The organism is Streptomyces sp. NPDC050743 (assembly GCF_044456925.1).
GTDB lineage: Bacteria > Actinomycetota > Actinomycetes > Streptomycetales > Streptomycetaceae > Streptomyces.
In genome coordinates this window covers 1-8,238 of the sequence record NZ_JBITGJ010000193.1, presented here as the reverse complement: position 1 = coordinate 8,238, position 8,238 = coordinate 1, and the positions used below count along the sequence as shown (strand labels likewise).

Here is an 8,238-nt window from a genome sequence, read left to right as displayed (position 1 = left end):
TCGGGCGAATAGACCTTCATCACCATAATCGGTCACCCTCTCCCGACCCCCACCGGGGTCGAGGTCAGGGTGTCCACCACTCAGGGGGAGGCTCCAAGGCCGCCGCCTCCACCGTCTGGGAAATCCTCAAGGAGCACGGCATTGCGGGTGCCGATAAATCATCCGCGCAGTTCAGCGCGCTCATGACTGGCTCACACAGGTCTGAAGGAGCGAGCGAATTGAATGCGTTCAACGCCGTGGGGCTGCGGGCCTGAACGCGTTCAATTCCACTCTCACGAGAGCGCTCGCTGAGACTCCCGATCAGGGCGCTCACCTGCGCGGATGAGGTTATCGGCACGCGCAACGCCGGACACCGAAACCGTTACCGAAGCGCGCATCTACCACACCGCCATCGCGCGCTCCTGGAGCCAGCTCCACCTCAAGCTGGCCTACCGCTCTTTTGTTGCCGTGACCCCACCGGACCCGTACCTCTGCGCCCTGTTCGACCAGCAGCCCGACGAGGTCATGGCGACGCTCGACGGATGGCGGCTGGCAAGGGCCGGCCGCCCGTGACTGTCTTGTGCCGGGGTTCCGGCGTTCGCCCGCCGAGCCGGGGACCTGCTCGCTGACAGTTCAACGTGAGACTGCGCCAGTCCTGTCGGAAATGAGCCGCGGTGCAGGATGCTCGCTGAGCGCGCGGTGTGAGACCCGAGGTGCACCGGCAGACGGCGGACCCTCGGGGTTGGTCAGGGATTGGGAATGCCCATGCTGTCGAAGCGCTGCATCAGCGAGGGTTTGCCCCGGTGTGCGGCTCGCAGTTCGCCGACTCGGCGGTCGAAGTCGGCGGTGCATCCGGTGCGGGTCTGAATGTCGCGGAGGTCTCGCAGGAGTGCGATGGCGGCGTCGTAGGCGGCGGCCTTCTTCTGGGCGATCAGGTCATCGATGTCACGCCACGCTTTGCCGGTGTTCCGCGCAAGCTGGTCCAAATGCGCCTCACGGGCCTCGGCAGCGGCGCGCGCCCGGGCCTGCTCGGCTGCGGCTCGGGCCGCCTTCTCGCGTTGCCGGCGCTCGGTGCGGTGACGGTAGGCGGCGTCCAGTAGCTGGGCGGCGGTGCGCCGCTTGGCTCCAGCACGGGGGGCGGTGGTGGCGCGATAGCGGGCCAGGAGTCGGTGGCTCGGCAGAGGAGCGGTGCCGAGCGCTGCCTCGAGCAGCAGGGAATCCTTCTCGGCGGCCGGGAGCGCGGCGATGAAGGCCGCCAGAGCTGCACGGTCCACGGCGTCCGCGGTGGCCGACTCGCTGCTCTCGGCAGCGGCCGTCAGCAGGTCCGCATCGACGCACAAGAAATCGGCGAGGGGCCGGTGAGCGAGGCCAGACCCGCGGGGACGGGCGGCTCGACTTCGAGGGCGTATTCCTCCTCGTCGTCCTCAGCCAGTTCCCAGGCGGTGAGCCCGGCGAGCCAGGCCACGTAAAGCGGCCGCAGGTCGCCAGCTGCGAGCTCGGCGCGCAGCCCCACGAACGTCGAGAGCGCGTAGGACGTTTCGAAGTCCCACTCCTCGCCGTCCTCCGAGGACAGGGAGAAGTCGAGCAGTATGTGCCCGGAGTGGGTCCAGACGCTCAGCGACTCCTCCATGGCGTACTGGACGGCCTTCTTGGCCGGGAGCACGCCGGCTGGCAGGCGCAGGACGAGGCGGCGGCTGCCCCAGTTCGAGTAGTACAGGTGGGCGTCGTAGAACTGCTCCACCAGTTTCGTCGTATCGCCGCGGAAGTCGCCCCAGTGGTACTCGTTGACGAAGCGGGTCGGGGTGATGTCGGCGCGGGTGGACAGCGCCCGTACCTGCGTGAGCTCCTCCTCGCTCAGCGGGCGGTCGACGGCAAGGAACTCGTAGTACTGGTACTCGCTCACGGCTCGGCAGCCTACCCGCGGCCTCGTGTGCTGGGATGGGTGGATGAGGGAGACGGCGACACTGAGCGGGCTGGTTGACGGACTGCGGCGAGACAAGCGCCGCGGGCCGTACGCCGGTCACCGGGAGTACGTGCACACGGCATGGGCGGTGCACGAGGAGGCCGGGCGCCTAGTGGACGCGGGCCACGCAGCGCTGGTGGCCCCTGAGCTGCGCAAGGCAGTCGAGCGAATCACAACGGCGCTGATGTATCTGGACGACTCCTCCGGCATGGCCGGGGATGTGCTGCGCGAGTTGACCGGCATGTACGCGAGAGCCCTGACCGCAGCCCCGCCCAAGAACCCGAAGACGCTGGCGAACTGGATCGCCAAGACCGTCTTCGACGGCCCCGGCTGGCCCGACATCCGCCTGGCCGACTTCGCCGCCGCGCTCGGCGACGTCGGACAGGCGCACCTGGCGGACATGGTCGATACCCGCGCTGCGGATGTAGCCCCCAAGGACAGCTGGGGCACCGTCTACGGCGTCCGCCACCTGCGCGAGCAGCTCGCCGAAGTCTCCGGCGACACTGACCAGTACGTTGCCGTCCTTGCCAAGTTCCTGACCGGCCCTGACCAATATGTGAAGATCGTCCGTGCCTTGCGTGCAGCCAACCGGCCCGAGGAGGCCACCGACTGGGCCCGACAAGGCGTCGCTGCCCACCCCGGCAACCCCTACCTGCCGAAGCTGAACGACGAACTCGTCGACCTCCTCATCTCGGCCGGTCGGCACGAGGAGGCACTCGCCGTGCACCGGGACGCCTTCGCGCGCACCACGGTCCTCGCCGCGTTCCAACCGCTCGCCGGGACCGCCTCCGAACTGGAGAGCCCAGACACCGTCACATGGGCTCTTGACCTGCTCCGCACTCGCGTGGCCGAGAATCCCGCCTACGTCCGTGAGCTGATCAGCTGCCTGCGCGCAGCAGGACGATCAGAGGAGGCCTGGCAGACCGCTGTCGGCCATCTCGGCGAGTTGTCGAAGTACACCCTCCAGGAGCTCATCGAGGAGCGCCGCACGACCCATCCCGCCGACACGATCACCCCGTACCGGCGACTGGTCGACCTCTACCTGGCCGAGACCGGCAACAAGTACCGCTACCAGTACGCCGTCCGACACCTCAAGACGCTCCGAACCATCCACCGCGAACAGGGCACCGAAGCGGAGTTCGCCGCGTACCTGACCATCTTGCGCGACGAGCACCGGCGCAAGACCAGCTTTCTCACCCGACTCGACCAGGCCGACCTAACCTGAGATGACACCAGCCCAGGCCCCAGGCCACCGGAGGACATCCTGCCCGTCCTCACGGTTGCAGGGCCCCGGCGAGTGCCTGGATCTTCCGGTTTGATCACGTGATGCCGTAGAGGGCTAGGACGCGGGGGCGCTCGGTGTGGGCTCGTCGTCCGGCGGCGGTGTTGACGTAGCCGGCGAGCTTGAGCGCGCTGCGGATCAGGTCGCGGAGGGCGGCGAGTACGGCGGGCGCGTTGTGGGTCCTGACCTGGGACTTGTCCTCGTTGAAGGTGACATCTCGGCACCAGTGGACGGTGTTTTCCACGGTCCAGTGCCCGCGAGCCCAGGACGCGATCTCGGCTGCGTTCGCTTCCTCGGCGGGCAGGTCGGTGATGGCGTAGACGGTCTCGCTGGACCATTTTTTCGCCCCGTAGAGACGGCGACGGCGTTGGATGCGCAGGACCTGGGCCGCGTGCGGGAAGAGCAGGCCCTCGACGGTGACGACCTGCACGAGTCGCTGCTCGTGACGGCCGTGGCCCCGGGCGTCGTCGCGGTGGATCACGGGGATCTCCTTCCAGGGCAGGGCGTGGAGTTGACGGGCCTGGCCGCGCTGGTTGTTCTTGATGGTCAGCAGGTAGTGAGCGCCGCGTTTGCGCAGGTAGGTGGCGTGGTCGCGTTGGGCGTGGAGGGCATCGGCTGTCACGACCACCGCCGCGAGATCCGCGTCGTCGATCTGGTCGAGGAGAGGTGCGAACTCGGGGATTTCGTTGGTCTTCGCGCCGATCTCGCGGGAGGCGAGAGTGACACCGTCGCCGTGACGGACGGCGGACAGGACGAAGACCCGGCTGCCGTCCGGGCGCCTCGCGCCGCGCAGGCACTTGCCGTCCACCGCGATCGCCCGCCGCCGCAGCCGTGCCAGCTCGGCGCGGGCGGCCGCCCGGTGGGCCCGGCGCTGTTCACGCTCGGTTGTGCCGTCGGGCATCACCGGCTCCGGCCGGTGGGGCTGTGCGGACAGCAGAGGCCGAAGGTAGTCGTAGCCGGCCGCGCCGATCTCACCGGGATCGAGCCGCCCCAGGACGCTGCGCAGGGTCTTCTCGCTCGGCACCCGGTAGCGGCCAAGGAGTGGGTGGTAGGGCAAGCCGAAGGCGGCCAGTTCCTCCGACGTCGCACGTCGGCACCACTCCGCCGCCGCGGTGATCGAGTCGTGGCCGGACGGGGTCATCGCGCAGACCACCAGGGCCAGCAGCGAGGAGTCTCAGAGCTGTCCCGCCTTGCCCTGTGGATGTTCGCCGTCGATGACCGCAGCGACGCCCGCGGGGACGATTCCAAAGCGGTCGACACAGAGCTGCAAGCCATGGTGCGCATCGTCACCTGCGCACAGGATGTTGTGCCCGAAAAGGCGCCGGGGACCGTACGCGTCCTGGCAGAGGTCGTGCCCCGACTGGCCGATCACATGAGCCCCGCATGGAGCGACCGCTTCCGTCGGCATCTGGCGGAATGGATACACACCAACCGGGACATGATCCGGCGCCGGGCGGAGCGCAGCGTACCCACGCTCCAGGCCTACGTCTCCTGGCGCCGGGTCTCCGGAGCGGTCGGCTGGTGCTTCGACCTCACCGAATACGCACAGGACGCGGAACTCGCCGAGCGGGTGTGGTCCTCGCCGGCCTGCCGTCAACTGCGGGATACCGCCGCCGACATCATCTGCTGGACCAACGACCTGTTCTCCCTCGGCAAAGAACTACGCACCGGCGAAACCAGCAACCTCGTCGTGATACTGCAGCATCATCACCACTTGACGCTGCAGGACGCTGTCAACGAGGTGCACCGCCGGCTCTCCCTGCGAATCACCGAATTTCCTGCCGCAACAGTCAGTCTGCAGACCACCGCCCTCGCCATGAACTTGACGGTGCAGGAACAGGCCGCAGTTGACTGGTACGTAGACGGCATCCGCGCATGGGCTCGTGGGTTTCTCGAATACAGTCAGGAATCGGCACGGTACGCCGAGGCCCCCGTTCCCCCAGCACCGGAAGGGCCGTCGTTGTGAGCCAGGATGCGGCAAGCCAGAGAGTCCGGTCCCGGACGACCGGGGGTGAAGGTGACGGCGGGCGCTCGGGGCCGCGCAGGTCACTGGACAGCGTGCGCTGCCCGTTCGGAACCGCGGCGCGGGTCCGGAAGGTGACGGCCTTCCGGACCCGCGGCCGGGGTCAGTGACGTCTCACGGCTCGTCGTACCCCTGCTTGTGCCGCGCGCATCCTGCCTCCGGTGCTGGGGCCAGCTCCTGTACGACGGAGCGGGGCACCCACCCGGACCGGCCGGTCCGGACGTCACGGACGCGGGCCTCGGAGCCCCGCGCGTCGAGGACGACCGCTTGTTCCCCCGCGGGGAGCAACCGGCCGCCGAGCCGGACCCGGCAGACCGGGGCCGGACCGATCAGGTGGACGGTGCCGCGCAGGTAGAAGTCGTCGACCCAGCCCTGAACGGACGCGCCGTCGACGGTGCGCACCTGAAGCCAGCTGCCGCTCACCAACAGGACCCGCGCCAGGACGCCGTCCTTCACCTGCGCGACCGGGGTCCGGTCCCCCGGCCGCCAGTACAGGGCGACCCGTGCGGTGCCGACAAGCCCGTGATCGTCCCGTCCGCTGATCAGCACCAGCCGGCCATCGCCGCTCGGGGTGCCGGCGGGCTGATCCTGGGCGGCGGCGAGGAAAGCGGTCCCGACGGCGGCGGCGACCAGAGCCAGGGCGCCCACCGCCACCCGGATGATCAGGGCTCTCACGGGCAACTCGTCGGGTTGGCGGTGCCCTTGGTGACGTTGGAGGAAATGGTGCCGCACCAGGTGCCGCCGTCTCCGGCGCGATGGAAGACCTTGTCGTACTGCGTCGAGCCGAGCGAGTACGAGTAGGTGTCGTAGACGGTCTCCACGCCCCCGCTGATCTTCAGGAACCGCACGGATTCCGAGCCGGTGTTGTTGAGGAACCCGGAGGCGAAATCCATCACCCACCGGCCGCCGGCCGGGATGGTCGTGCCCGACGGGATCTGCTTGGGCGAACCGCCGCCGCCGGCGACGTCGTCGATGTAGTAGCCGCTGACGTCCACCGTGCTCGCGGTGGGGTTGTACAGCTCCACCCACTCGGTCCCGGAGGAGGGCGCCATCAGGAACTCGTTGACCTTCACCTGAGTGGGGTCCCCGGCGCCGCCGGAGCTGCCCGAGGTCGTGTACGTGCGGGTGCCCGCGTCGTAGTCGACGGTGAAGCCGGCTCCGCTGCTGCTGGTGGCGAGGTGCACGGTTCCGTCGTGGTTGAAGGTGCCGGAGTAGTCGATGGCCGCGCCGGTGGTGTCGGTGGTGTCGCAGGGGTTGTTGGCAAGGTAGATGTCCGCGCCGACGCTGCGGAAGGCGTTCAGGGTGCGGTTGCCCGGATGCCCATAGGAGTTGACGCCGCAGGAGATGAAGCCGACCTGCGGGTGGGTGGAGTTCACATAGGCGTCGGAGGAGGAGTGCGAGGAGCCGTGATGGTTGGCGCGCAGTGCGTTGACCGCACCTATCTTCGACGCGAGCAGGCTCTCGATGTTGTTGTAGGTGTAGCCGTTGGCGCTGGTGGAGTACTCACCGTCGCTGTCGCCTGCGGTGGCGTAGGCGAACGGCCCCCAGGTGGTGCGCAGTGCGATCGAGTAGTCGTTCTCGCTCGGCGGGGTAGCGTCTGCGCTGTGGTCGCCGCTGACCGGGGTGGTGCCGTCGGCCTGCATGACGTCCTTGCCGTTGGCCTCGACGACGTTGGAGGCGACGCCGGTGCCAAGGTCGAGCGACGGCCACGGGTTCGCGTTGGTGATGCGCAGGACCTTGCCGTCGATGTTGGCGCGGTCGGCCTGTCCCGAGGGACCGTAGAGCCAGCAGATCCACCGCTTGGCGGTCAGGGAAGTGGTGCCCGCGTTGTGCCAGGCGGTCTCGGTGCTGGGCGCGGCGGACGTGCCGACGTCGCAGTCGTTGTCGCCGTTGCTGTCGGTCCACACGCCGCCGTCGTGGTCCATCAGCTGCCCGACGGTGAAGCCGAGGCCGCCGGAGGAGAGCGGGGTCAGCAGCTGGTAAAGGCCGTTGCCGTACGTGGTGGTGTCGTTGGGGTTTCCGGCGTAGCCGATGTGGTCGAGGTGCTGGTGGGAGGCCATCACGTAGTCCAGGTGCACCGGCCCGGAGGATATGCCGCATATGGAGCGTATCTCGGCAGCTACACGCGTAGCGTTTGTGCTCGTGCCGGTGGAGTTGAACGCGGTCTCGCCGAGGTCGATGAGCAGCGTGCGGCCGGTCGGGCCCACGACGAGCTGTGAGTCGCCCTGATCGACGTCGAACCAGTAGATGTTGAGCTCACCCTGGCGCCAGGTGCCGGCGGTGGAGCAGTGCGGCGCGTCCGGCACGGTCGCGGACGCGGTGTGGGGACTCAGAAAGGCGTTGGCGACCGTGAACACGGCCGCCAGAAACAGGGGTATCAGGAAACGGTGTCTGCGCACAGGAGGATCCTCCGAAGTTGGAGTCGACGACGCGGCCGATCGCAGCGGCTGCCGGAGGCTACAGCGCCCGCCAACGCCCCTGGAAAGACAAGGTGTTACTTCTCTGCGTCCATCCCGTGAAGGCGCGCGACGCTGCGGGGGCCGAAAACCCCATCCATGGTGTGGGGCTCGTAAAGTCATCGCTGCAGGTGGGAGCTCGCGTGCAAGACCCCTCGACGGTGGCTGGGATGCTGCACCAGTGATCATCTCGCTGCTGTACCGGGCCACCCGGGCGTTGCTGTCCGTGCCTGCGGTCCTACTGCGCCGGGACACGGCCAAGGACGCCGAACTGCTGGTGCTGCGGCACGAGAATGCGGTGCTGCGACGGCAACTCGCTGGTCCGGTCCGCTACGAGCCCGCGGACCGGTTCTGGCTGGCCGCGCTGTCGTCGCTGATACCGCGCCAGCGCTGGAGCTGTGTCTTCCCGGTCACGCCGGGGACACTGTTGGCCTGGCACCGCGGTCATGTCCCCTGTGGTGGTGTAGCGAGTTCGATCTGATCTTTGGTTTGGGGGTAGATCGTGTCCATGCTTCCCTCGGGGAGATAGCGGCGA

The 8,238-nt window shown here is 68.4% G+C and carries 8 protein-coding genes and 1 pseudogene; 4 read left to right on the top strand and 5 right to left on the bottom strand.

The window, feature by feature from the left end; all coding sequences use genetic code 11:
- Nucleotides 1-321 precede the first annotated feature (321 nt).
- Nucleotides 322-552: a hypothetical protein gene (locus tag ACIBJF_RS50540; protein ID WP_399184643.1), complete on the top strand. Its 231-nt coding sequence runs from the start codon at nt 322-324 to the stop codon at nt 550-552.
- A 173-nt stretch (nt 553-725) separates the two neighbouring features.
- Here the strand turns inward: ACIBJF_RS50540 and ACIBJF_RS50535 are convergent, their stop codons facing one another.
- On the bottom strand, nt 726-1,319 hold the full coding sequence (locus ACIBJF_RS50535) for a hypothetical protein (protein WP_399184642.1): 594 nt from the start codon (nt 1,317-1,319) through the stop codon (nt 726-728).
- The gene (locus ACIBJF_RS50530) at nt 1,295-1,882 is read right to left on the bottom strand and encodes a hypothetical protein (protein WP_399184640.1); all 588 of its coding nucleotides are present in this window, start codon (nt 1,880-1,882) and stop codon (nt 1,295-1,297) included. Before ACIBJF_RS50530 ends, ACIBJF_RS50535 begins: the two co-directional genes overlap by 25 nt.
- Nucleotides 1,883-1,925: 43 nt before the next feature.
- Between ACIBJF_RS50530 and ACIBJF_RS50525 the strand changes: the two genes are divergently transcribed.
- On the top strand, nt 1,926-3,167 hold the full coding sequence (locus ACIBJF_RS50525) for a DUF6880 family protein (RefSeq protein ID WP_399184638.1): 1,242 nt from the start codon (nt 1,926-1,928) through the stop codon (nt 3,165-3,167).
- Between the two features lie 94 nt (nt 3,168-3,261).
- Here the strand turns inward: ACIBJF_RS50525 and ACIBJF_RS50520 are convergent.
- A pseudogene (locus ACIBJF_RS50520) lies at nt 3,262-4,395 on the bottom strand (ISAs1 family transposase); the annotation flags it as partial.
- 30 nt (nt 4,396-4,425) lie between these two features.
- Here ACIBJF_RS50520 and ACIBJF_RS50515 point away from each other — a divergent pair.
- On the top strand, nt 4,426-5,190 hold the full coding sequence (locus ACIBJF_RS50515; RefSeq protein WP_399184637.1) for a terpene synthase family protein: 765 nt from the start codon (nt 4,426-4,428) through the stop codon (nt 5,188-5,190).
- Nucleotides 5,191-5,361: 171 nt separating this feature from the next.
- Here ACIBJF_RS50515 and ACIBJF_RS50510 read toward each other — a convergent pair whose 3' ends face one another.
- Both ACIBJF_RS50510 and ACIBJF_RS50505 read right to left on the bottom strand, forming a co-directional pair.
- A complete protein-coding gene (locus ACIBJF_RS50510; protein ID WP_399184636.1) occupies nt 5,362-5,922 on the bottom strand; it encodes a hypothetical protein in 561 nt (186 codons plus the stop codon).
- Nucleotides 5,919-7,646, bottom strand: coding sequence for a lamin tail domain-containing protein (locus ACIBJF_RS50505; protein WP_399184635.1), 1,728 nt, complete (start codon nt 7,644-7,646; stop codon nt 5,919-5,921). Before ACIBJF_RS50505 ends, ACIBJF_RS50510 begins: the two co-directional genes overlap by 4 nt.
- Before the next feature lie 238 nt (nt 7,647-7,884).
- Here ACIBJF_RS50505 and ACIBJF_RS50500 point away from each other — a divergent pair, with 238 nt between their 5' ends.
- Entirely contained in the window at nt 7,885-8,184 is a 300-nt protein-coding gene (locus ACIBJF_RS50500) for an integrase (protein ID WP_399184634.1), read from the top strand.
- Nucleotides 8,185-8,238 lie beyond the last annotated feature (54 nt).